Genomic DNA, 24,832 nt, shown 5'->3' on the forward strand with positions numbered 1-24,832 from the left:
AAGCCGGCTAGCAAACGCGAGCTGGCTAATTTCCTGATTGGCGCGTATCGCGTCAGTATCAGGCGTGCCACGGCCGTTATTCAGCTGCGGCAAGCGACGTACTTTTATCGTCCCCATCCTCGTGACGATCGTGCCGAGCGGCAGCGTATTCGGGAAATTGCTGCCACGCGCATTCGCTATGGGGCGCGCCGCATTCATGTTCTGCTGCGACGCGAAGGCTGGCGGATCAATCACAAGAAGACCTACCGGATTTATTGCGAGGAGGGGCTGAACCTGCGACGCAAGCGCCCAAGGCGGCGCGTGGCTGCGGCTCATCGGGTGGCACGGCCGACCGTTTCTAGTTTGAATGCGTGCTGGAGCATGGATTTCGTCGCCGATCAGCTGTTTAATGGCCAGCGGATCCGAGCCTTAACTGTAGTGGATAATTTTAGTCGGGAAAGCTTGGCGATCACGGTAGACTTCGCCCTAAAGGCCGAGGATGTCGTCACGACGATGCGGCATGTGCAAGCTTTACGCGGTACGCCCCAGCGGATTCAGGTGGACAACGGCAGTGAATTTATTTCTCTGGCGCTGGATCAATGGGCCTATGAACAAAGTGTGACGCTGGACTTCTCGCGACCAGGAAAACCCACGGATAATCCCTTTATCGAGTCGTTTAATGGCAGCTTGCGGGATGAGTGCCTGAACGTACATTGGTTTCTGTCATTGGATGATGCCCGTGACAAGATCGAACGTTGGCGACAGGATTACAATGAGTTTAGGCCACATAGCTCTCTGGGCGACCGGACTCCCAGCGAGTTCCGACTCGCCCACCTTGAAGCCCGGGATCTCTAAGTCAGACCGCTCGGTTTGTAGGGAGGAGGTCAATCCTTTGTGGTAGCACTACGTTGCCAAGCGTCTATCCAGATTGCAAGCTGGCTAGAGTCCGTCAACATGAAGTGATGCTTTGCATCCAAACTATTCGCGGATGCAGGCTTTTTCACTTCCTGCCATGCTAAGACCTGACTCGGCTCTAATAACTCATCTTTTTCACCGTAAACAAGATGCAGCGGTGCAACTAAATAAGGTTCTACTTGATACTTATACTCTTTCGCTTGAATTTCTAATTGGGCTAATGTTCTAACTCGCTGCATAGGGCTATTAACCCCAAGAGCTTGCCAGTCAGATTCTGAACTCGGAGTATTGTGCGGATAGCTTAATGTAGGACTATGCTGCGCAGCAACAGCAACCCAGCTGGGTAGATTCCCCGACAACTCCAGTTTCCTAGCTAATTCAAATGCCATTAAGCCACCAAAACTCTGTCCATAGATCGAAAATGGCCTATCAATTAGCGCCATAGCTTGGTTCTGCAATCCATTGAGCAGCGAATCTAGAGTGTCGTAGTCTTGATAGCTTAGAACCCACAACTCCCATTCTGTGGATAATGCTTGCGCTAAAGCAAAATAACAGTATGGCGATGCTCCAGCTGGCGTAAGGCAAAGCAACTTGTACTTCGCTTGGGGATTTGGAATTAAACACTTCACAGTATTCTCAAGCGGATTCACCTTAGAAGGCACGAGTTTACAAAGTGATTGAAGCCCCAATTTTATTTGTTGAGCTGACAATCCAAAGTCGACAAGACAAGCCACCTCATCCACTCCTAATTCATGCCAACGCTCCAGTTTTGCGTAACACTCTTCTGTGCTGCCTATCAATGCCTGACTTTTGCGGTAGCGCATCGCCGCGAACCTTATCAACTTCTCCCTTTCCTCTGCGCCTTGAGCATGCAATGCTTTGCTACCTTGCTGCCATAAATCTGCAGAACTATGGAGATATTCATGCAGCGCTGGTGTGACCCACTCGTTTAATTCATCAGGATTGTCGTGCACAAAACAATGAACCATCAGCGTTACTCTACCCTGCTGAGATGAGAATCCCGAATCGACCAACGATTGCCGATAGTATTTAATATTTTCGGCCAACTCGTCTTCCGTCTGGCTTAGCAAAGCCGTCAGTAGATTAACGCCTAAGCTCCCTGCCTCAATAAATCCTTCTTTCCGGCGATTGCAAGTTAGCCATAACGGCGCTAACGACTGGAAAGGTTTGGGATATGTAGTCAGCGAGATGGAGTCTCCAGATGGGTTGATTAAAGTTTCAGGCTCTTGTTGCCAGAATCGTCGGAGTTGCTGAATTTGTTTACCAAGAGATTCAAAACGATTGGTGTAGGCATCTGACGAACTCAATACAAAGTCATTCTGATTCCAGCCTGCCGTAATTGCTATTCCTGCGCGACCTTTAGACAGTTGGTCAACTAAAGACCACTGTTCTGCAATACGTGCAGGATGATGCAACGGAAGTACGACGCTACCCGCCCGCAATCGGAGATTCTTAGTTACTTGGCTGAGTGCACTAGCAAGAACTGCAGGGTCTGGGAATGCAGCTCCAAAGCGATGAAAGTGTCGCTCAGGTAGCCAAATTGCCTCAAACCCATGCACGTCAGCAAACTCGGCAGTTTCACGAATCAATTCGTATGGATTTTCATCACGAGTAGCTTCGCTTTGCCCAAAAAAGAATAGACTTAAGCCGAGCGAAGATTGAGAACTGGGCTCACTCAGTTCGACTGCTGAGCAGGCTTGCTCTGATACTGAATTGTTCACAGTTTCGACAGAGGAAGATTCTGGACTGTAGCTCTCGCACAGTAGTGCTGATATTTGATCAATACGTTCGACTTGCCAAAACCACTCGACTGGCAGCGATTTGTTCCAGTGTTCTTCGAAAGCCACGGAGCATTCGACTGCAATAATTGAATCTAATCCGAGGCTATTTATAGCAGTGGAACGCTCCACTTTAGTGGACGGCTTAACATTTTTCTGGAGCCAATTAATCAACCATTCTTCATAAGGTTGCTGAGCCGCATATGTGGCAATTGCAGGGCTTTCAATTTCTTCATCGAATGTATTCAAATTTCTTGTTAATTCAGCATTCGTTTGCCAGGATAGGCGAGCTTCAATGTCATTAGGCGGAGTAGCCTTTTGACTGCCGAGCGGACCAATTTGGCTGTCTAGCTGAACACTAAGCGCTAATAACTCAGTCTCCGGATAACGATCGATAGATAAGTTTGTTTTAGCAAAGGCTTGCTGCAAGCGGGATTGGATAAAAAGGATCTCGTCTTCGTGCTGGCAGAAACTTTCTATTAGACATAAACAAACCAACTCTCCGCTAACGTAATATGTCCAATCTTGGTGAAGTGATTTCAGAGCATGCTCTTCTTTCCAAGCCCGCAGTTTTTCAAATGGAGCAATTGCTTCGAATTTCGTGAATGCTTTTTCTAATTCTTGTTCTTGTTGCCACAATCTCTGGCCTAAGTGGCTTAACAGCGTTTCAGTTGGGCCCTCGAAAATTCTGAGAAGTCGAGCATCTCGCCAGAGCTGTGGCACCAAACTATCTTCGATGTAACCACGCCCTCCTAATCCTTGCTGGAGTTGATCGATCGTTTCTCCAAGCCACTCCGGTGCAAGGCATTTTCCAATTGCATAAATATCGCTAGAGACTTCAATTTCCATATCGCGTTTTAATGCAATCCGCTGGCTGAAACGCTCTATCAAGTCAGCCTTTTTGAGTCCCTCACGTAGCCACAGCTGGATTAAACTCTGATCAATTAAGCGTCCCGAAGCAATTTGCCTCTCTTGCGCATGTCTGAGAAGTTGTTGGCAACAACGCCGTAAAGCGCCAACACATATAGCCATAATGCCAAGTCGTCCCGTATGCATTGCAGTTTCTGCAATACGGAAACCGTGCCCAACCTGACCAAGTACTTGCTCATTCGTCAATGAAACTCTGTCGAACCAAAGCGAATTTTGCACCATAGCGCGCATGCCTGTTGTCATCGCTTCTGGGCCAATGTGTACTCCCTCTTGTTCTGTATTGACTAAGAAGGCGCTCAACCCAAGGGGCTGCTGAGTAGTGCTCTCACTTTTTGCAATAACAAGCAAGGTATCTGCCCATCCGGCATTGCCAATCCAGCACTTATTACCGGACAGCATCCAACCAGTTGAGCTTGCTTTGGCGAGGCTCTTTAGCGAACGAGGATTCGCACCAGCATTCGGCTCACTTATGGCAAAAGCAGCAAGAGATTGCCCACGGGCAAGAGAGGGCAAATGCATGACCTTCTGCTGATTCGAGCCGTGACGGACAATTGGCTCTACGGCCAGAGCCAGATGTACTCCAAGCATGGCTGCTATGCTGACATCCATCGCGCCCAACTGCTGCATAACCCGCAGGGTCTGCTGTTGCGAGAGGCCCTGTCCACCATATTGGGCAGGAATATTCAGGCCAAAAAAGCCGCGCTTACCCAGTTGCAACAACAAATGCGGATCGATACTCCGACGTTCATCCATTTGTTGCGATTGCAAACGACGAAGTTGATACTCTCGCAGCCACTCAATCAAGCTTGTACTCTTGTCCGTCTCTATAACGTCGTCGGTAGCTCTTTTATTCCCTGTAGTAAATATGCTTTGCCAATGATCATTTTCCCAATATTCGCGGCATGCCAAACGCCGACGTTTGCCACTTGACGTAATGGGCAACTGACCAGGTTTAAGAAGTGCCCCCGCAGTCAATTGGATCGATAATTCATCGGAGATAATTTTGACTATCGCCTGCCAAACATCGGCTGGGTTACATTTGCGTAACTGACTTCGTTCAAGCTCAGCGACAAGAGCCAAGGATTGACCCTGTGTCTCCTCGATAGCGAAGGCAACAATTCGCTGAGAATTTATTGCTGGATGAGCCTTGCTAACGAGGTTTTCAATATCCGATGGGTATAAATTTCTACCGCGAATGATAATCATTTCTTTCAGTCGTCCGGTTACATAAAGTTCCCCTTGAGATAGAAAGCCAAGATCACCTGTACGCAGCAAAGGCGCTGAGTCATCTAGATTCAAGAATAGCTCGTCGTCCAATTCTGGCTTTTTCCAATAGCCTCGAGCATTCGAAAAACTACGGACACATATTTCACCAATTTGATTTTCAGGTAAAAAAGCACGTGTGCGCGAATCAATTATAAAAATTTCGGTATTATTGCTTGGAGAGCCGCAGCTAACCAAACGATGTTCGCTATTAGGTAGGGTAACAACCACCCCGTGCTCTAGTGCAGACTTATCTACCTCTAATGTATTTGCAACAAGCCCTTTAGGCTTAAAGCCACTAACGATAAGCGTGGTCTCAGCCATGCCATAGCAAGGTAATAATGCATTCTGTCGGAAACCGACATGAGCAAATCGGGAATAGAAGTCTAGTAGTGTGTTTGCTTGAATAGGCTCTGCTCCGCAATAAGCTTGGGCCCATTGGCTTAAATCTACCCCTATCAAGTCATCATCATTTATGCGGTCTATGCAGTACTGGTATGCAAAGTTAGGGGCTCCGCTTGTCGTTACTTGGTAACGAGTTATAACTTCAAACCATAATTTTGGCTTGCGTAAGAAGTCTTGTGCGCCAAAGAAGTATTGCTGGCATCCGACATAAATAGGACAAAGCAAATGTCCTACCAATCCCATGTCATGATAAAGCGGTAGCCAATTTGCCCCAATTGTTTCTTTGGTTAAATGAAAGCATTGTCTGATTTGCTCAAGGTTTTCCAGTAACTCACGATGATAAATAGGTACACCCTTCGGAGTACCTGTTGAACCCGAACTGTACTGAATAAATGCCAGATCCTCTTCACACCATTCATTAATAAATGAGCAAGCATCCTCACTTTGCTGGGTTAATTGTAAATCGCTGAGAACACAGAGCTCCAACTGACTTTCAGAGGAGTCACCAAGCCATTTCAGGCATTTTTCTTTGAACGCGGCATTTGTGAGCGCCAGTTGAGCTTGCGAATCACCAATAATCGCAAGCAGTCTAGCGCTTTGCTGTGATTTTGTTGGAGGGAAAACTGGTAAAGGTACTACACGAGCATAAAGACAGCCCCAGAATGCAACGACAAAATCTATACCTTGAGGAAATAAAAGAAGGCACCGCTGACCAGGTGTCAATCTCTGGCGCAACGCATGCGCGATTGCACACGCTTGGTTATGTAGCTCCAGATATGAAAGTCGATACTGAACATCACCATCGCTATTGAGAAAGAAATAAACAGCATGATCAGATTGTTCGCGGCTCCGCTGCCACAGGTACGTCATTAAGGTCATTAAGGTGCTTCGTAAGGATGTTTTAACTGACAGAATAAATACATGTGTATTCCATCATCATATCAGATCGATATTTCTGATTGATTGTCGCGAGTCGCCAAAACTCTTTTTGCGGGTCAATCTCCATGGGGGAGTCGACGTCCACCCCATCTTGAGTAAGGCGTTACTTTAGATTCCAATCCACCATAGCAAGGAGTTGGACATAAAGAAACGATTCACCGAAGAACTAATCATCGGCTTCCTATGGCAGAAGCCGGCATGCCCTTAGCCGAGCTGTGTCGCAAGTACATCTTCTCGGATGCTAAGCGTTTCAAAGTATCGCTATTATTGAGCCCACCCTAAGCTAGTCGCTCTATTTGGATGGCTGCAGCATCAATATGTCGACGTATTGACGCAATGCACGGCAAAAACCGTGCAGAAAAGCCATCGTAATTTTGAATCGCCCTCAAAAATGCGTCTGCTAACTGCAAGGCTTCACGCCAGATTTCGTTTGGCACGGCTGTGCTTAATGTGGCTGGCGCTAAAGTATCAATGATCGAGCCACTGCTTCGCGGAGCAAAGGCCATCGGCAACATATCGTAGGCGGGTGCTAATTGGTACGTACCCCCTTCGCTGCCAATGAATGACAAGTTACCCGCATGCATGTCCGTGTTGCCGATCAAACAGCCGAAGGCCCATAGTCGAGCGGTTTCTGAAACTGCTGATGATTGGAGCAGCCCAACTGCCGCAAGCTTAGTGACTAATGTCGGCCATGGCGCTAGCGCATCGCCCACGAATTCCATATCTAGAGCACGTAGTGAACAGATACCGACTCGGCCCAGTTGGCCTGCTCGGTCAAAACGAGGCACTTCTAGAAATCGCTGCCCCCCGAAATCATAGACCTCTGTCTTGACCCCGAGTACTTCTAGCGCCAAGTGCTCAGCCAATAACAGGTCGCGCCATCGCTCACTTACTGGGTTATCGGTGGGGGCCGTGAATTTAACCAGCACGTGTCCCAGTACACTGTAAGCACAAAATTTCGGTTGTTCGCCTCCGGCGGATGAGCCTGGGGCTTCGCCTAATGCCGCTGCCTTGGCAAGTACTGGGTAATCTTCCGCTCGGTTCACCGGCACAGGCAGTGGCATGTTAAGGAATCGATCTCGGGCCTCTGAACCGATCAGCAGGTTGCCCATGTTGTCATGCCCATGTGTTAACAGTGCCTTCAGTACTTCAGCATCATTCCAGTGTTCTGGGTTAGGCGGCAAATGAAGACCCGCAGCGTAAACCGAAGCATAAGCTCGCCCAAGAAAGCCTTGTGGTCGCATATCTACTAACCACCAAGGTAGTCCTTCGCTGTATATCGTTTTTCCTGTGACGTACTGCATCACAAAACCTTGGGGGCGTACTGGAACAAGAGTGCCTAACTCTTCAATTTTCCCAGCAGAACTCACCCGGTAAATTGGCGTTGCAACAAGCCCTCGGAATTCATCTTTTATGGCGTATTGAATAGAAGGACCAGCGCCAATCCGAACAATTGATGCACCCAACTTAGATAGAGCACGTGACACGGTGGGCTGGCTTATTCCTGCCTTTTCAGCGAGTTGGCGTGCTGTACAAGGCCCTTGATCAAGTGCGTGCCTCAGAATTTCCGTATGAATGCGCATGGACTGAATAGATTAATGAATAGATAAATATGCTGATGATCAGTGTAGCTGCTTAGGGGGGAGTTGTCAGGTCTCCAAGTAATTCGATTCAACGCACAACCATATATCAATCGGCAGAGCCCCCCGTTGAGTTCTGTTTACCATTTTCCGTTTTAAGTGTGGGCATGAGCCTTTCCGCAAGAGGGCAGGTGCCAGCTTATTGTCAAAACAGGCTCAAAAGGGATGGACGGTTCAAGGGGCACTTGCCGGTTCATAGGTTTGAGGACAACTTATCTGGTGAACTCACCAACGGTCAAAACTGCGTTTCTATTTAACATCAAAATTACCGCTTTTTTGGTTTGACTGACGTATTCGTATGGAGCGCCAAGGGGCGGATAAATGGCGAGTTACGGTAGAAAAACTGTTGTAAAACATAGAATATTTGCCTAATATGTTGTTTGGAGAGTGTGTGTAGGATTGGCCTCATAACCCGAAGGTCACAGGTTCGAGTCCTGTTCCCGCAACCAAAATGAAAAACCTAGGTTTCAGGCCTAGGTTTTTTTTCGTCCAAAATTGGCCAGCGGCTGTTTTTGCGATGTAAGCCTACCCAATAAGCACTCCATTTCCATCGCTTCGACTTCAATGTGGATAGATCGTCATTCAGTTTAGAATGCTGTGATCAATCGATAGGGTGCGCGCATGATTTACTTCTTTACCGGAGCAGGTATGGCTGCTGATTCTGGCTTGCCAACATTTCGTGCGAGTGATGGCCTGTGGGAAAAGCATGATATCAATCTGGTCTGCAATTTCGATCGCTATCGCCTCGACGCGAGTGTCCGTCAGCTAACGCGTGAATTCTACAATGCGCGGAAACGGCAGTATGGCGATGCACAACCGCACGCTGGTTACGCGGCCATTGCACAGTTGCAGCAGAAAACACCCGTTACGGTGATCACCACCAATATTGATTTACTACATGAAAAAGCAGGAACTCAAGACGTCATCCACCTGCATGGGCGGGTGGATCAAATGTCCTGTGCCGCCTGTTTGCATTACTGGCACATTGGCGATCAGGCATTCCAGGCCGATGATTGCCCCGCCTGCGGTAGTGGCATCACTAAACCGGGCATTGTCTTTTTTGGTGAGCCAGCCCCTCAATACGAAACCCTCTATCAAATTGCTAGTGATTTAACCGAGGATGATATTTTTGTCGTCGTTGGCACTAGTCTGAACGTGGTCGACCCGATTCATCTAATCCGCTCGATGCAACGACTACCGCGCATCGTGATGATCGACCCCAATATTCCCGATTCTGCACGCCAATATGGCGCGGAGTGTATTCCTGCTCCAGCGCTACAGGGGGTTTGTGAATGGATAGCCTCTTTGGAGGCTAATAGAGATTGATAAAGCCTCACAGGCTAATATATTGACTGATCAAGGTGTGTGGGGGCTCTAAACCGCGTGCACCTGACACCAGAGGTTGCGTCGCAACAGTACCAAAGGCCATCGGGTCGCTCGGTTTTCTAGCACAAAGCCACATCACAGCGACTATAGTTCACGCAAAGTAATCGGCAGGCGAAACCCCTGACTAAACATGGCGATTTGGGCTCAGATATGGCGAGGTGGTGCGGTTCGGCGGGGGCTGAGGTTGGCCGCCTGCGTACTGCTGACGACGAGCCAGACGGTGTGGGCCGATAATTGGCCGGCGCTGACGATCTACACCGAAAATGATCCGCCCTACGTCACCCTCGATGAGCAAGGGCAGCTAGAGGGGCTCACCAAGCCGCGGCTCAAGCGCTTTTTGCAGGCGATTAATTATTCAAGCAAAGATATTAAAGTACAGCCGTGGGTGCGAGCTTACAAAGAGGCGCTGAGCCAGCCCAATGTACTGATTTTCCCAATCGCCAAAACCCCCGAGCGTGAGGCTAGCCTCACCTATTTATACCGGCTATTTAATGCAACGGTTTATTTCTATCGCCTGACCGAACGGAGCGATATTCGCATTAATAATTTGCAGGCAGCCAAGAAATATCGGGTTTGTGCCGTGCGCGGCGACTATCGAGCTGAATTTTTGCAGCAAAAGCAGTTTGCGCAAATTGATTTAGCGGCTGATTCATCACTGAATATCAAAAAGCTACTCGCTGGTCGCTGTGATCTGGCCATTCTCACCGAAATAGGGATGCGCAGCAAACTGGCGCAGCTGAATGAAAAATATGAGCGCGTGAGTATTGCCTTGCCTTTAGATGAACTCGATAGCAATTTGTATATTGCGATTAACAGCTCAACCCATCCTGATGTGATTAGGCAGCTGAAAAAACGCGCTGCAGCAATTGATTAATCATGCTTTATATTCAGGGTTGGTTGTTTTGTGTTGTTCAATTCGATTAAATCGATTGTCGAATTAAATTTTTAGCTGATTTTTGAATAAGCGCAATCAGTTGCGAATGTGAAACCCGATGTGAGTGCTGGTTACCATACAAAACGATGCATCCCTCGGTCGCGACCGCCAGTAGGGTCACTAGTTCATTGACAGCCGCAGGTGATGCCTTGGGGAAATTTTGCTGCAGTAACTGCGCTGTAAGGGCAATGCTTTGGGTGTAAAAAGTATCCATAGCGATAGCAATTTCCTCGTCATGCAGCGATAGTGACCAAAGCTCGCGAAATAGATGCACGGTTTTTTTGTCGATTGCATCCACCATTAGCCAATTAATTAGTTCATTCAGACTGTTCTGCACATTCTTTGAGGCCAGCATTTGCTCAAACCGCTGCTGGTACTGCGCCAATAGCTCGCCAATCATCGCTTGCACTAAGCGCTGTTTGCTGGGGAAGTGGTAAGTGAGATTGCCCAGCGAGATCCCCGCACGTTCAGCCACGCGACGTGTGGTGAAGGCTGCTTGCCCTACTTCAATTAATACCGCCATGGCGGCATACAGAATTTGGCTGCGAGTATTGCTTGTGTCGCCGCTTGAGTCTGGTGTGTCCATTGTGTTTGCCGTTGTCATGTTATCTCCTTGAGCCATGGTGATCGATTCGTTTGCTTTAGATCAATTGCGAGCAGCAGTTGATCGGCAGGTGCGAAATATTTACCAATACAGAATAGGTCAATTGTCCTAGACTTGGTTGCGTAGGTCAATTGTACTAATTGGCACAGGCTGTGTAGCCAGACTATAGGGCCTCAACTCGACCGGCCCTCATCTATTGGAGAATCGATATGAATTTCAAACCACGCACTTTACTGCTGACGATGGCATTGTTGGGAATGGTGCACAACGCTGCGTTTGCGGCAGGTGCGGGTGGCAGCGCGATGACTGATCCTGCTGCGATGCAAGGTAAGCACTTTGATCCACTGGGTAAGCCGCCTTCAGAATTTACAATTGCGAAGCAGCAGGCCGCTCGCAACAGTTTGCCATTTGATGATGAGCGCGATTTTGAAGAGTCGCGCAAAGGCTTTGTTGCTGCGCCCAGCTATCGCGAAATCATGGCTGATGCCGGGCATGTTGCCTGGAATATCGGCAGCTATGACTACCTGCTGCAAGGCAAAGACTTTGACAGTATTCATCCATCGTTGCAGCGTCAGGCCATTTTGAATATGGGCTACGGCCTATATGAAGTGGTACCCGGCAAGATTTATCAAGTTCGTGGTTTTGATCTGGCCAATATGACCATCATTAAAGGTGATACCGGCTGGATTTTATTTGATGTACTTACTGCCAAGGAAACTGCAAGGGCTGCGCTGGCCTTTGTCAATGAACAGCTGGGCGAGCGCCCGGTCGTGGCCGTCGTATATTCACACTCACATGGCGATCACTTTGGTGGCGTACATGGTGTCGTCAATGAAGATGACGTCAAAAACGGCAAGGTGAAAATAATTGCGCCAGAAGGGTTTATGGAGCACGCCGTTTCTGAAAATGTATACGCCGGTAATGCGATGGCTCGCCGGATGCTTCTGGCCTACGGGACCTTATTGCCCCGTAACCCACATGGGCACGTCGATCAGGCCATTGGTAAAAATGTCGCCGCTGGCGAGTTGGGGCTGATTCCACCGACTGAAATTATCAGCAAGCATATCCAAACCATGACTGTGGATGGCGTAGAAATGGTGTTCCAGAATACGCCTGGGACTGAAGCGCCTGCCGAGATGAATACCTACTTCCCTCAGTTTAATGCTTTCTGGGCGGCGGAAAATGTGACCGGAACTGTACACAATATTTATACCTTGCGTGGCGCACTGGTTCGTGATGCCTTGCTGTGGTCAAAAAATATTAATGAAACGCTCTATCTATTTGGCGATAAAACTGACGTGATGTTCTCGTCGCACAGCTGGCCGCGCTGGGGTAAAGAGCGAGTGCAGGAGGTGCTACGTACCCAGCGGGATATTTATGCCAATTTGAATAACGATGTGCTGCACCATGCCAATCAGGGGGTCACGATTAACGAGATCCACAATGTGTATAAGCCACCGGTATCGTTGCAGCAAAACTGGGCTGCTCATTCGTACCATGGGTCGGAGGAGCACAATAGCCGGGCGGTGCTAAATCGCTATTTAGGTTATTGGGATGCCAACCCGGCCACGCTAGTGCCCTTATCACCGCGCGATTCTGCGCCCCTGTACGTCGAGATGATGGGCGGGAGCAAGAAAATCATGGCTAAAGCCAAATCTTTGCACAAGGTTGGCAAATATCTTGAGGCGGTTGAACTGTTGAATAAGCTGACCTTGGCCGAGCCTGCTAACAAAGCAGCCAAGCTCCTATTGGCTGATGTGTATGAGCAATTGGGCTATCAGAAGGAAAGTGTGGCGTTGCGCAATAGCTTCTTGGCTGGTGCCTATGAGTTGCGCAATGGCGTTCCGCAAGGGGCATCGGCGAGCGGGACTGGCCCGAATATGTTGCGTGCGATGTCAACTGAGCTGATGCTGGATTATCTGGCAATTACGATGGACAGTAAAAAAGCGGCAGGGATGCGTTTTAAGATCAATCTGCTCACGCCAGATAATGGCGAGCAGTATGTACTGGAAATGAGCAACTCGACGTTAACCAACATTAAAGGTTTCCAGGCCAAAGATGCTGATCTGACGATTACCGCGCCGCGTAGTGCCTTGGAGGCGGTGTATGCCCGCCAAGCCTCTTTTGATGAGCTGGTTAAGCGTGGCCAGATCAAGTTGGAAGGTAAGGTGGATGTGCTGCAACAGCTGCAAAGTACGCAGGTGAAGTTCGATCCGCGTTTTGAGATCTTGCCGGGGACCAAGGCTGCTGCGCATTGAGTTCGGACTGCATTCATTCCGCCCCGCCTGCTTTAGGTGGGGCGTTTTTCTTCCAAACAGATCGCACTCTACGAATGAAGACATTGAATATATCCAGCATTTTGATGCTGACATTGCTGCTAGGCTTGCCAGCCTATAGTCGGGCCGGAGGGCTGTATTTGTACGAACTGGGCACCGAAGATGTGGGCTTGGCCGGAGCCGGTGCCGCGGCCAGAGCCCAAGACGCCTCTGTCATGGCCACCAATCCAGCTGGCCTGACCCTGCTGTCAGGTGAGGTGCTCACGCTGGGTGTACAGGGCTTATATGGCGATTCCCATTATCAGCTAAACCATGCGGGGCAGAATCCGGGCAATGTGATTGGATGGTTTCCTGGAGCGAGCGCTTTTTACAGCCATTCGGTGAATGAAGATCTCAAATTGGGGTTGGGCATTTATGGCAATTTTGGCCTCAAAATGGATTTCGGTGATTGGGCAGGGCAACGCGCATTACGACAAAGCACGCTGCTGGGCATGACGATTCAGCCTACCGTGGCGTATCAGTTGGATGAGCATTGGTCGCTTGGGGCTAGTGTGATGGCCAATTACGGTGTGTTTGGGCTCAGCCGGGCGAGTCTTCAGGGTGAGCGTCAGCTAGAGGACACCGACTGGAGTCACAGCATGAAGTTGGGAGTGCTCTATCAGTTCAAGCCGGATAGCCGGATTGGCCTAGGCTATACCAGTCGAACGCGTTACGAATTCGATGGTAATGCCCTAGCTTCGATTAACGGGGGCGTACCGCTACGCGGCCAAATCATTGCACCACAACAGTTAATGCTCAGTGCATATCATCAGCTTAACTCCCGCTGGGCTGTGCTGGGCAATCTGGGCTGGCAGGATTGGTCTGCCTATAACGATAACCAGTTGTTTCTCGGTCAGGCAGAAGCGCCACTCACCGGCAAAATGCAAGATACTTGGCATGCCGCGCTAGGTGTGCAGTATCAACTCTCTGAAAAATTAAGGCTCAACACCGGTCTGGCCTTTGATTCGAGCTTTTATCGTGATCAGAGTAATACCTCACTGACGATGCCGGGTGGGAAAACGATCCGTGTTGGGGTAGGCGCGCAATATGCACTCAACCCAAGTACTAGCTTTGGTGCTGCGTTTGAATATGCGCACATTGCTGACTCACAGGTGCCTGGTGCGATGTTGGGCGGTGCCTACCCATCATCGTCCTTGTACTTCTTTACTCTGAATATGAATAAGCGATTTTAAGTTTTCCCCGCTAAGAGCACAGGATTTGCAGCGATGTTAGACCCTCATGCAAAAAAATACACCGAGCCAAGACAATCCCATCCGTACGGCGCGGCTCGCAAGTTGAGCAAAGCGCTGCGCAGTGCAAATCGCTTCTCTTTTTTTGTGAGTTTTTTGGCGCTTTGTCTGTTATTACGGTGTTTCACGCTCAGAGAGAAGGCCGAATACTGGGAAGACCGTGCGAAAAAAACGGAAGCAGTGAACGCCGTCATTACCGAGCGCTTACCGCAGGCATCCGAAGATGCCACGGGCTTATTTGCGAGTTAATACGATGAATAAATGGTATTTGAGTATCTTGCTTTGGGTTCACCTCACTAGTCACGCCGCTGGGGCAGCGGCAGAAAAATTTATTTTTTATCAGCCGTGGTTATCACATCAGCAGGTGAGCGCCGCCACGTGGAATGAAATGGGGCAAGACCTGCGTGCGCAAGGCTATACCCATGTGATTTTCCAGTGGAGCCAATATGGTCAGAACCAATTCTGGGGCGCCGACAAGAGCAGTCTGCTCCAGCGGGTGGTACAAACACCTGGTCCCAAAGCCATTCAGTACATATTTGGGCTGTATCTCGGTGAGGACTATTACGCCAAGCTGGGCCAATCAGATCAGGCCTTGTCGCAGTATCTGGCGCAAAGTCGGCAATTCGCGCTTCAGAATGCGCGCAAAATCATGCAACAATCACCGCGTGCCGTGGCGGGATGGTATTTACCGGAAGAAATAGACGACCTCAATTGGCGTACTCCCGCGCGGCAAAAGCTGCTTCAAGCGCATTTTTTAGCGCTGAGCAAAGAGCTGAAAGCCATTGCGCCCAACACCCAAATTTATGCCTCGGCGTTTTTTGGTGGCCATACCCCACCGGCAGATTTTGCCAAGCAAATGAACACGCTGCTACGCACCACCGGCATGATCTTGCTGGTATAAGATGGGTTGGGAACCGGTCGGATGAATGCGCAACAAACCCAGCGTTATCTGCAGCGCTTTACTGCCCAGCTACCCAATCAGCAGTGGCATGGCATCCTGGAAACCTTTGATATTCATCGAGTCGGCAAAGAAGACTTCTTTTGCCTGACCCAAGCTAAGGATCTAGAGTTACGCAAAAAGGTTTGGATCGCCGCAACCCGAAGACCTCCTCAAGCGGTATTCTCGGCCAATCAATTAGCACCCAGCCAGCTTAATCAGCTGGCGTGTGCCAAGGCGAGAAACAGCGCGAATAGTCGTCAGCACCTCCCCATTTACAAGCAAATTATTCCGATTCAACCTTAGCTTGCAACCACATCTAGGTGGGCAATCAAAAGCGCGGTGCCAGACCGCGCTTTTGACTTACAGCTAGAGCTTATTGCTTGGCTAGGCGTTGATTCCATGCCGCGACGGCCTCATCCAGTGCTTTTTGCACTGGAATTCGACCCTGAATTGCCGCATCGATTTTATCGTTCATTAGCTTATGCATGAGTGCTTCATCAGGCACATCGCGAATCATGAAATGCCGCGATTTATCAATAGTTAGCGCCCCCATCCGGAATGCCACCTTACCCAGATCGGTGGCATTTTTCATCGCTGGATCATTGGCTAGGCGGGCATTGGCCTGTTTGGTTGAGGCATAGGTGTTCGAGGCTTTTGAAAATTCATATTGCACCTCATCACTGGTGATGTATTGGCCTGCTTTGACCACCGCTGCGAGGTTTTTCTGTCCTTTGGGCACAACATACATCGTACTCCAGCCTCCAAATGAAGCAGTCTTCGCGTCGTTGAGCGGGAAGCTAGTCACCCCTGCTGCTGCGTAGGCGCGTGGGTTGGCGTCTTTGATTTTAATGACCGCATGGCCACCTTCCGCAAACATCCCAATACTATTGTTGGCAAAGCCGGCAATTTGTTTATCGAAAGTCAGGCTGGTGTCTTTGACAATAATGCCGGCTTTATAGGCGTCGGCAAATTTCTGTACCAAGGCCGCGTGGGCCGGGCTATTAAAGACGGCTTTATTGTCTTTGACTAAAGGGAGATTCTGGAACATGAACCAAGTTTGAAAGCCATCCTGCAATTTGGGCGCCCAGCCCGGCTTACCCGTTTTGTCTTTGATTTTTTTGGCGGCAGCAAAGACATCATCCATGGTTTTGAATTCTGGTTTTACGCCAGCCTTAGCCAGCATGTCTTTGTTGTAAACCATGACGGCTGTAACTTGATAAGATGGAAAGCCATAAATCTCGCCATTTTTACTGGCATTTTCCAGTGCCGCATCGGTGTATTGTGCTTTAAAGGGCGCTATTTCTTTGGTGATGGGCGTTAACAGTTTTGGCGCCATTTCATTCATCCATTCGGCCGGCACCATCACGAGGCCCGGCGCCTTACCCTCGGCAATGGCGGCCACGACGGCTGGCTTCATGCCACCCCAGGATAAATCTTTATGTACTAATTTAATTTCTTTTTGTGAGGCATTAAATTTGTCGACGATATTTTTATGATACTGATCGTAAGTGCCACCCAGCGCGTGGGACCAGAATTCGACTTCCGTTGCGGCTTGCGCGTTCAAACTGAGCATGGCCATGCTGCTCAGGCACAGAACGAGGGTTGTTTTTGCGGTTTTCATAATCGACTCCAATTAAATTTAAAACGTTGCAGCGTTTAAATCATGATCTCCATGTTTTTATGATGTTGCGTTTAAATCATCAGGCGAGGCCTTTGCGCTAGCCATAATCTGCGCCGCCAGTTGCCGCAGATCTGCCAGCGACGGAGGGTGAGCCCCAGCCGCAGTGCAGGCCAAGCTCCCTGCGGCGACGGCGTACGCCAGATGCTGTTGCGGCGGGGCGTCGGCTTGCAGGTACATGCTCCAGATCAGCCCGCCCATGCTGGCATCACCCGCGCCCACGGTATCAATCACGGCCAGCTTGGGTGGTTTGAGGTGCCAAGCACCGCCGTCCAGCAACAGGCTGGCACCTGCGGCACCGCGGGTGTAGAGGATGAGCGCGCTGGGATTCAGTGCTCGCAGTTGTTGCAGGGCATCTGCCTCATCTGCCGTGCGAAACAGGCCGCGCAGGTCATCGTCCGAGACTTTGATCACATCGGCCAGCGTGCTCATTTCGCGTAACACCGGGTCGTAGTGCTGATCCATCAGCAGGCGAAAATTGGGGTCGTAACTGATGCGCGCACCCACGGCGCGCGCCTGGCGGGCCATGCTCAGTAACTTCTGCGCTAACTGCGGGCGCGCCAGACTAATGCCGCCGAAATGTAGCCAGCAGCTGGCGCTGAGCCAGCCTGCGGGGAGTGCTTCGGGGTTGAAGTGCAGATCGGCACTATTGTCGCCAATGAAGAAATACGCCGGTGGCTGGGTTTGGTGCACGATGGCCAACAGTGGCGAGTAGGGCAATTGCTGAATAAAGCGCAAATCCAGCCCCGCCTCTTGGCTGGCCTGCAGCAGCGCATCGCCAAAGCAATCTTGGCTTACCGCACCGGCAAAGGCACTGGGCACACCCAGCTTGGCCAGCACGCGGGCGACATTCCAAGTGGCGCCGCCGACCTTGCTTTCCCAGCTTTGCGCATCGCGCCGTAGCAGATCAGTGAGTGCCTCACCGGCGGCGATAAAGTGTGGAAACATAAATACCCCTAGTGGTATTGCTTCGTAAGCAACACAAATTAAGACCTTGGAGGCTATACCCACCTAAAGCACGTTGAGCACTTCATAGCAGGCGCCCATCGTGTGGTAATCCACTTTGCCGGCTGGGCTTTTTTCATCGCTGTATTTGCGATTGTCGGCGGTGAGAATGCGCCACCAGCCGCCGTGCTGATGGTCAACAAAATGCTGCCAGCTATACGTCCACAGCCGTTGATAATCAGCCCAATAAGCTGGCTGGCCGGTGCGTTGGGCGAGTAGGGCGGCGGCGGCGAGGCTTTCGGCTTGCACCCAGAAATATTTATCGCTATCGCAAATGCTAAAGTCGGGCGCAAAGCCGTAATACAGCCCGCCGTATTCGGCATCCCACGCGCGCTGCATCGCGGTGGTAAACAGTGTTTCAGCCCGCGGCAGCAGCCACGGCAGGGGGCGGTGGCGCTCCAAAATCAGCAGTAATTTGGCCCATTCGGTCAGATGGCCCGGCTGGAAACCCCATGGCCGGAAGATATTGGTTTTATCATCGCGGTTGTAATCCCAATCGACCGACCAATCGGCGTGGTAATGCTCCCAGATCAGGCCGTCGGCCAGGGCCGCTTGGCGATTGCAAATGTGCTCGGCCAGTAGCTCAGCGCGATCGAGGTATTTGATGTCGCCAGTGGCTTCAAATGCCGCCAGCATCGCTTCGCAGGCATGCATATTGGCGTTTTGCCCGCGATAGGGTTTTAGGCTCCAATCCGCGCTGGCCTCGTCGGCGTACAGGCCAAACTCGGGCTGCCAGAAACGCGTTTCCAGCACTTGCCAGGTTTCTTCCAGCCAGTCGCGCGCCTCGCTGACTCCGGCCATGAGGCCGTGCGCGTAGGCGAGTAAAACAAAAGCCAAGCCGTAGCAGTGATTGGTGGCGTCGTCGATCAGCGCTTGGCCGTTTTGCCATTGCAATTGCCACGCGTAGCCGCCGGTCTGTGGGTTGCGATGCGCCGCGCGCAAGAACGCTAAGCCGTGGCGCGTGGCGGCCAGATAATCCGCATCGCCAAATTGCCGATAGGCCATCGCATAGTTAAAAACAAAGCGGGTGCTGCTGACCAGATGGCGGGTGCTGGCGTCATATACCGTGCCGTCGTCGCGATAAAAATGATAAAAACCGCCGCTCGCATCGATGGCGCGCGGATGATAAAAAGCTAGTGTGTGGCGGATATGATTGATCAGCGTTGCCGGCTGTTTGAAATCAGGTAAATGCATAACAAGCTCCTTAGTGGGCGGTGCTGTGGCGCAAGATAAGTTCGACCGGGTGCAGCTCGTCCTGCACCGGGTGATGCTGGGTGTGTGCGAGCAATTGCTGAATGCCCGCCCGGCCCAGCAGGGCTTTGTTAACGCCGACGGTACTGAGTTGATGGCGCGCGGCGGCGGCGATGTTGTCAAAACCGGCGACAGCAATTTCGGTTGGGATCTCGATACCACGTGCGTGCAGTTGCGCCATGATCTCGAGAGCGCACACATCGTTGTAGGCCACAATCGCATCGGGCGGCTGCGGCAGCGCCAGGAGCTGCGTTAGCGCCCGCTGCACGCCTTGTGCCAAGCTCAGCCCTGCCGGAATTAACACTTCCAGCTGCGGGTCGGCCAAGCGTTGCGCATCAAACAGCGCCAAGCGGTAGCCACGCTCGCGCAGCCTAATCGAGTGATGCGCCAGCGAGCCGGACACAAAGGCAATACGTTGGCGGCCTGCCGCGATCAGTGCTTGCGTCATCGCATAAGCGCCCGCCTGATTGTCCGGGTTCACGCTGGGGAGATTGACGGCGGCGGTATCCACCATCGCCAGCGGTTTACCCAAGGCCTGCACCGCGCTGAGGGTGCTGGGCTCGATAAAGCCGGCGACCAGAATCGCATCGACTTCCTGCTGCTGGATTTGCCGCCGAACTGACAGCGCCGGATTCAGGCTAAATGGCTGCAGGGTGATCCCCGCGGGCTGACAGGCCGCCGCCGCCCCGGTTTGGACGTCTGCGTAAAATGCCGCGGCCGCCGCGGTGGCGTGCTCTGGGTGCATCAGAAATAACACCCGCTGTATGGGCTCAGTGTGTAAGCGGGTAATCTCGTAGCCCAGCTCAGCCGCCAAATGCAAAATTTGCTGCCGGGTCTGCTCCGAAACCCCGCCCTGATGTTTCAAGGCCCGCGAGGCGGTGCCGACCGAAACGCCAGCAGCCTGAGCGAGTTGCCGCAAACTAATGCTCATGCGGCCTCCTGCGCGGGCATGGCCAGTAGCGCGGGGTGCTGGTGCGCCAGCTGCAAAATCAGCTCGCCAAACAAGGTATTCGCCCACGCAAACCAGCCACGGGTAAAGTCGCTGGGCGCATCGGGGTGAAACGACTCATGCATCAGCGACGTACCACCATCGCTGGCGCACAGCATCGCCAGACAGCGACGAATTTCGGCCGCATCGGTGCTGGTCAGCGCTTGCATGATGATGCTCATCGGCCAGATGCGCGGCGCCAGCGTGTGCGGGCTGCCGACTCCGGCGAATCGTTGATCGGCGCTGTGGAAATACCATGGGTTGTCGCTGGATAAAATAAAGCGACGGGTATTGGCGTAGACCTCAGTATTGGCGAGGCTTTCATCGAGATACGGTAGCGAAAGCAGGCTGGGTACATTGGCGTCATCCATCATGATGGCATTGCCATAGCCATCCACCTCATAGGCCCAGATCGTGCCATATTTGGGGTGCTGTACTTGCGCGTATTGGCGCAAGGCCGTTTCCACTTCATCGGCTAGCGCGCGGCAGCGCTGCGCCAAGGTGATGTTATCTCCATCCTCACCCCCATCTTCCTCGGCTGGTGCCGCTGGGAAATGAATCTCGAGCAAGCTAGCCAGCTGGCGTAGGCTCACCACGGCAAACAGATTACTGGGCACCAGAAACGGCAAGATGCAGGCGTCGTCCGATGGACGGAACATCGACGCAATCAGCCCCACCGGCTTGAGCGGATTACCCATGCCATTGCAGGGCAAGGTATCGGATTGCCAGTGCGTGGTGCGGGTAAAGCGGTACGGCCCGGCATCGTGCTTGCGTTGCTGCGCCAGCATCGTACTCACCGCCAAGCGCATCGCCGTCAGCCAGTGGGCATCAAAGACGCTGGCGTCTTGCGTCGCCTGCCAATAGCCGTGCGACAAGCGGATCGGGTAACACAGCGAATCGAGCTCCCATTTGCGCTCGTGCACGCCCGGCAACATCGTGGTGTGGTCACCCAGCCATTCGCCACTTTGATCGGCTTGTGCACTGTCGATTTTGCTCACGGTACTGGGGCGCGGAAAATCAGCGGGCCAGCTAAAAGCATTGGCGTAGGGGTCGAGCAAAATACAGCGCACCTGCCGGCGAATCAGCCCGGCGATCAATTTGGCGAGCCCGGCATTTTGACTGGCAAACGGCAAGTACGGCCAAACTTGCGCGCTACTATCGCGTAGCCATAGCGCATTGATGTCGCCGGTAATCACCCATGTATCGGGCTGGCCTTGTTCGTCTTCACGGTAAAACACCGTGGTGTCGAGCGTATTGGGGTAGCAATTGAGCCATAGCTGGCGTAGCGCGGGATCGCTAATCTGCGCCGCAATCTGGCGCAGAGTGGCCTCGATGATGGGCGAGCTAAATTGCGCTTGGGCAGGGCGTTGATTCAGGCTCATCAGATGCACTCCACTGGGTGTTGCCACAGGCTCTGATTGACCGCACCGTGCGCGTCGGTCAGCCACAGGCGGGCGCGGCCGGCCGGGAGTTCGGTTTGGTAGCGCTGCTGCTTGCGAGTGTCTTGCCACGCGATGGTTTGGCTGAGCTGGCTTTCATTGACGGCAATCCACAGCGTGTGGGCGGCAAAACGCTGGGCTTGTAAAAACACCCCGATCGGGGCTGCGCCCAGCCATTGCCAATCGGGCGTCACTTGCGCCAGCTGCAGTGCATGCTGGTACAACGCCAGTAAGGGTTCGGGGCGCGCGTTATGCTCCAGCGGCAATGGGCACCAGATTATTTGCCCACGCCCGAGCGCAATGCGCTGCACGTGCACGCCTTCGGCCGCCGCACCGCAACCGGTATCGAGCCGGGCAATACATTCGCCGCCAAAGCTGGCGCGATAGCTTTGCCCAGCGATGTCGATGTGCTCTTCGCGGCTGAGATTGCGAGTGTGTGCTTCAGTGAACTCTGGTCGTGCGCAGGCGCGGAAATATTGATCGAGCGTGGCCGGGCCCGTGAGCAAGACGGTGACCGGCTGCTCGGCCAGTAACTCGCTCAGCGCTTGCCAGCTCTCCGGGGCGATATTTTGCGGCGCAGGCCAGATGATCAGCTTGGGGGGCGCTGCATGCAGGGGGCTGAAATCCTGATCGCTGACCGCGCGCAGATTGTGGCCCAGCTCAAAGCCAAATTGGCGCACCAGATTTTGCGTGGCCTCCAGCGTGCTGCGGCGATTGCTGTAATCGTTATTAAAAGGGTATATGACTGCGATGTCTGCTAGCTCTCGCTCTTGCAGATATACCCCTGTCTTGGCAAAGAAATCACCAAAGGCGGCGGTGATGGCGGCTTCCGGTTTTTGCGAGCCATCGGCGCGGCAGGCGCCAATATGCGACTCGTTCAGATTATCCATGTGATAGTTGCAATTCCAGATCCAGTGCACCGCACCGGCATTGCCATAGCTGTAGGCGTAGGCGTATTTGCGCTCGAGCAATTGCATCAGCTCGGCCTCGCTGCGGCGCGAGCGGCCATCGGCGCGCTCGACGTGCATGATGCCGGTTTCTTGGGCTAGATTCGGTCGCAGTGGCGTTTTGCTAAACAGGCTATCCCACGCCAGCGCGTCGTTCAGCCACCAGCTATGCACGCTGGTATAATCCACCACATCGGCATAGAAAAACGGGTGCGGGCGTTGCTGGCCCAGCGCTTCATCCTGCCCGACGCACACCATCGCTTGCGGCGTGATTTGCCGGATGCTGCTGGCCAGATCGGCCGCCCATGCGCGATGCGCGGCTTGGGTAAATAGGGCGTAGTCGAGCCAGATGCCATGTTGTTTGGGGCGGATTTCGGTGGTATTCATGCCAATGTCGTCGGGCTGCGGCGAGCGTACGGCCGACCAGTCGGGCAGCTGGCTTGGGCTTAAATCCCACGCTGTTTGCCAATGGCGAATATCGGCGTTAATGCCTTGCAGATAGGCGACAAAAGCGCGCGTCTCATCCGCATCGCCCAAGCTGCGCGGGCCAACAAAAATCCGTGCCGGATCGAACAGCGAAGGCTCGTTGATCAAATCCCAGTGCACGCGTTTGGTGTCGATATGGCGCGCAACAATGCTGCGAATAAAGCGCTTTTGCGCGGCGCGGCTGCGCGGGTCGAGATAGGGGTTTGCGCCTTCCCAGGCCTCGGGCGTAAAGGCAAAAAAGGTAAAGCAGCACTCCAGATCAAGGCTGGCGGCGGTATGGATAAATGCATCAATCGCGCGCAGCAAGGCTTCTTGCGCATGGCCATCGACAAACATCAATTGCCGCCAAGCGCTCCAGATGCCGGTGCGGATGTAGTTCACGCCCATCGCATTGAGCATGGCCATATCTTGCTGCCACAGCGCCACATTCGGTAGCTGCAAAAATTTGCGATGCACATCGCTGGCCATATACGTCATGCCAACAATCGGCATGATCTCGCCATCGCGTTCAAAATAATCGCGCCCGGCGCGCAGCTGGCTGCCGCGCGCGAGCAACGCTTGATCACGCCCCCAAAAGCCTTGCTGCAAAGTTTGGCTGTCGCCCAAGGCATTGCTCAGCTCGACCGTGATGCTGTAGCGGCCAGCTTGAATCGGCGTGGGCAGGGTAAAGCGTAACGATTGAATACCACCATTATGGGTATCAAGCTGAACGCTATTCTGATAGATCTCTTTGGCTATATACCCCTGTTGAGTATGGTGAAAGATGCTGATCTTGGCTTGCCAGACAGCGGCTTGCGCCGCGCCTAGTGCTTCGGCTTGCAAAGTCAGCGTCGCCATTTCGCCCGGCTCGTAGCAGGCAAAATCGGGCTTGAGCCACCATTCGGTCACGCCACACAGCGCATGGCGGGCCAGTTGCAACAGCATTGCCATCCCACCGTGCTGCCAGAACGCAGCGTTGGGCGTCAGATTGACAAAAATCTGCCGCGATCCGGCCATCTCACCGCGCAAACGCTCGATCATCACCACTGGGCTCGCGCTGTGTTGCGCCGCTAAATCAAGCTGTGGATGCGCTTGCTGGCACTGCAGCAGGCTATAAATGCGCGCATCCATCGGCCCGGCCGAGCCGGAGTCTTGCGGCTGGTCTTTGTGTTTGGTTGGCATCAGCACAAAGCTATCGGTTTGCCGGATGTTGGCGGCGGTAAAGCACGCCAGATGCTCGCTCAGCCAGCTAAATTGGCTGCCCGCGGTCAGCTGATAGTCCGCACCAAGCGCTACGGTTTGGATTTCCTGAATATCAAGCTGGCGAAACAGGGCCGCACGTGGCTGGCTGTGGCCGTCTTCATCCACCGGCGCGCTAAAGGCCTGCTCACCCAAGCTGACTAAATGCCCGCCGCGCGCCAGAAAGCGCTGCAAGGCAGGCCACGCCGCACGGGGAAAATACGGGCCATGCAAATGCAGCAACACGCAGGGCATCGTGGCCGCATCCAGCCCCGCGCTTAATGCCTGCCCCGCCACCACTTGCGCGCCCACTGGCATGGTCAAGTCTGGCGGCTGCTCGCCGAGCTGTGGGTAAGAGTCATCATGGAAAATCAATACCGACATGGCTATGCCCCTGTGTGATTGTTTAGCAAAACAAGCATATTGCTAAACGTAATGGACGTAGTCTGCGCCCACTCACTACATCGAGGCAAGCGCACCGCGATGATTGGTGGGGGTAAATATTCACAATCAGAGCCGAG

General features: G+C 52.5%; 17 protein-coding genes. 8 read left to right on the top strand and 9 right to left on the bottom strand.

All coding sequences use genetic code 11. From position 1 onward, the window contains the following. Positions 1 to 834 (top strand): IS3 family transposase (locus QV747_RS15960; RefSeq protein ID WP_288791559.1); only part of this gene is annotated, 834 nt, incomplete at its 5' end. Positions 835 to 863: 29 nt separating this feature from the next. Here QV747_RS15960 and QV747_RS15965 read toward each other — a convergent pair. Beyond that, the gene (locus QV747_RS15965; RefSeq protein ID WP_273432567.1) at positions 864 to 6,170 is read right to left on the bottom strand and encodes a MupA/Atu3671 family FMN-dependent luciferase-like monooxygenase; all 5,307 of its coding nucleotides are present in this window, start codon (positions 6,168 to 6,170) and stop codon (positions 864 to 866) included. Positions 6,171 to 6,508: 338 nt separating this feature from the next. Next, positions 6,509 to 7,813 (bottom strand): type II toxin-antitoxin system HipA family toxin YjjJ, encoded by a 1,305-nt coding sequence (gene yjjJ, locus QV747_RS15970; RefSeq protein ID WP_273432569.1) that lies wholly within the window; start codon positions 7,811 to 7,813, stop codon positions 6,509 to 6,511. 705 nt (positions 7,814 to 8,518) lie between these two features. Here yjjJ and QV747_RS15975 point away from each other — a divergent pair. Beyond that, positions 8,519 to 9,196, top strand: coding sequence for a Sir2 family NAD-dependent protein deacetylase (locus QV747_RS15975; protein ID WP_273432571.1), 678 nt, complete (start codon positions 8,519 to 8,521; stop codon positions 9,194 to 9,196). Positions 9,197 to 9,476: 280 nt separating this feature from the next. Further along, positions 9,477 to 10,130 (top strand): ABC transporter substrate-binding protein, encoded by a 654-nt coding sequence (locus QV747_RS15980; RefSeq protein WP_273432573.1) that lies wholly within the window; start codon positions 9,477 to 9,479, stop codon positions 10,128 to 10,130. A 46-nt stretch (positions 10,131 to 10,176) separates the two neighbouring features. Here QV747_RS15980 and QV747_RS15985 read toward each other — a convergent pair whose 3' ends face one another. Further along, positions 10,177 to 10,794, bottom strand: coding sequence for a TetR/AcrR family transcriptional regulator (locus tag QV747_RS15985; protein ID WP_273432575.1), 618 nt, complete (start codon positions 10,792 to 10,794; stop codon positions 10,177 to 10,179). Between the two features lie 209 nt (positions 10,795 to 11,003). On the opposite strand from QV747_RS15985, the gene QV747_RS15990 reads away from it, so the two are divergent. The 5 genes from QV747_RS15990 (at position 11,004) to QV747_RS16010 (ending at position 15,602) form a co-directional block, all read left to right on the top strand. Next, positions 11,004 to 13,052: an alkyl/aryl-sulfatase gene (locus QV747_RS15990; RefSeq protein WP_273432577.1), complete on the top strand. Its 2,049-nt coding sequence runs from the start codon at positions 11,004 to 11,006 to the stop codon at positions 13,050 to 13,052. 104 nt (positions 13,053 to 13,156) lie between these two features. Then, positions 13,157 to 14,302 carry an OmpP1/FadL family transporter gene (locus QV747_RS15995; protein ID WP_273432579.1) on the top strand — a complete coding sequence of 382 codons (1,146 nt, stop codon included), beginning with the start codon at positions 13,157 to 13,159 and terminating at the stop codon, positions 14,300 to 14,302. Between the two features lie 33 nt (positions 14,303 to 14,335). Beyond that, entirely contained in the window at positions 14,336 to 14,608 is a 273-nt protein-coding gene (locus tag QV747_RS16000) for a hypothetical protein (protein ID WP_273432581.1), read from the top strand. A 4-nt stretch (positions 14,609 to 14,612) separates the two neighbouring features. Then, entirely contained in the window at positions 14,613 to 15,260 is a 648-nt protein-coding gene (locus QV747_RS16005) for a DUF4434 domain-containing protein (RefSeq protein ID WP_273432583.1), read from the top strand. 21 nt (positions 15,261 to 15,281) lie between these two features. Continuing rightward, positions 15,282 to 15,602 carry a hypothetical protein gene (locus QV747_RS16010; protein WP_273432585.1) on the top strand — a complete coding sequence of 107 codons (321 nt, stop codon included), beginning with the start codon at positions 15,282 to 15,284 and terminating at the stop codon, positions 15,600 to 15,602. Positions 15,603 to 15,672: 70 nt separating this feature from the next. Here the strand turns inward: QV747_RS16010 and QV747_RS16015 are convergent, their stop codons facing one another. The 6 genes from QV747_RS16015 to QV747_RS16040 form a co-directional block, all read right to left on the bottom strand. Further along, a complete protein-coding gene (locus QV747_RS16015; RefSeq protein ID WP_273432587.1) occupies positions 15,673 to 16,920 on the bottom strand; it encodes an ABC transporter substrate-binding protein in 1,248 nt (415 codons plus the stop codon). A 57-nt stretch (positions 16,921 to 16,977) separates the two neighbouring features. Further along, positions 16,978 to 17,925, bottom strand: a complete 948-nt coding sequence (locus QV747_RS16020; protein ID WP_273432588.1) for a carbohydrate kinase — start codon at positions 17,923 to 17,925, stop codon at positions 16,978 to 16,980. A gap of 63 nt (positions 17,926 to 17,988) precedes the next feature. Further along, on the bottom strand, positions 17,989 to 19,176 hold the full coding sequence (locus tag QV747_RS16025; protein WP_273432589.1) for an AGE family epimerase/isomerase: 1,188 nt from the start codon (positions 19,174 to 19,176) through the stop codon (positions 17,989 to 17,991). 10 nt (positions 19,177 to 19,186) lie between these two features. Next, positions 19,187 to 20,164, bottom strand: a complete 978-nt coding sequence (locus QV747_RS16030) for a LacI family DNA-binding transcriptional regulator (RefSeq protein WP_273432590.1) — start codon at positions 20,162 to 20,164, stop codon at positions 19,187 to 19,189. After that, positions 20,161 to 21,603, bottom strand: coding sequence for a glycoside hydrolase family 125 protein (locus QV747_RS16035; RefSeq protein WP_273432591.1), 1,443 nt, complete (start codon positions 21,601 to 21,603; stop codon positions 20,161 to 20,163). Before QV747_RS16035 ends, QV747_RS16030 begins: the two co-directional genes overlap by 4 nt. Beyond that, positions 21,603 to 24,695: a hypothetical protein gene (locus QV747_RS16040; protein WP_273432592.1), complete on the bottom strand. Its 3,093-nt coding sequence runs from the start codon at positions 24,693 to 24,695 to the stop codon at positions 21,603 to 21,605. Before QV747_RS16040 ends, QV747_RS16035 begins: the two co-directional genes overlap by 1 nt. Positions 24,696 to 24,832: the final 137 nt, after the last annotated feature.

Origin of the sequence: uncultured Chitinibacter sp. (assembly GCF_945957625.1) — a bacterium.
GTDB classification, from domain to species: domain Bacteria; phylum Pseudomonadota; class Gammaproteobacteria; order Burkholderiales; family Chitinibacteraceae; genus Chitinibacter; species Chitinibacter tainanensis.